This is a genomic window from Rhizobacter sp. P3_B12, assembly GCF_056402895.1.
The window spans coordinates 1-529 of the sequence record NZ_JBFUGN010001785.1; the positions used below are offsets into that span (position 1 = coordinate 1).

Sequence of the window (529 nt, forward strand, 5' to 3'; positions counted from 1 at the left end):
GGGAAGAGAACGGCACCGCCTACTACGCGATGAATTTCGTGCCGGGTCCGAACCTGGCCGGCGCGCTGAAGGCCCTGCCGCGCGCGCCCGACGAGGCCTGGCTGCGCGCGATGCTGACGCCGCTGCTCGATGCGGTCGATCTGCTGCATGCGGCGCAGGTCCACCATGGCGGCATCTCGCCCGAGGCGGTCGTCGTGCGCGGCGTCGGCGTGCCGGTGCTGCTGGGCAGYACGCCGGCGCCGGTCGACGAGAAGCCGCCGGTGCCACCCGGTGCGTGGACCGACCTGCGCGCACTGGCCAGCCTGCTGCACGCGGCCGTCACCGGCCAGGCCGCGCTCGGCGCGGCGGTGCCGCGCGTGCACCGGCCGCTGACCGGGCTGCCGTACGACGCGCGCTTCCTTGCCGGCATCGACCGCGCGCTGTCGGTCGATCCGCGGCAGCGCCTGCGCAGCGTCGCCGAATTCCGCCGCTGCCTCGGCTGGGCGCCGCCCGCCGCGGCCCCGGCCCCGGCGGTGGCCCCCGGCCAGGC

The 529-nt window shown here is 77.3% G+C and carries 1 protein-coding gene; it reads left to right on the plus strand.

Annotated elements, in window-relative coordinates; translation table 11 throughout:
- A partial coding sequence (locus AC1D01_RS38215) for a protein kinase family protein (protein WP_477875232.1) occupies nt 1-529 on the plus strand: 529 nt, incomplete at both ends.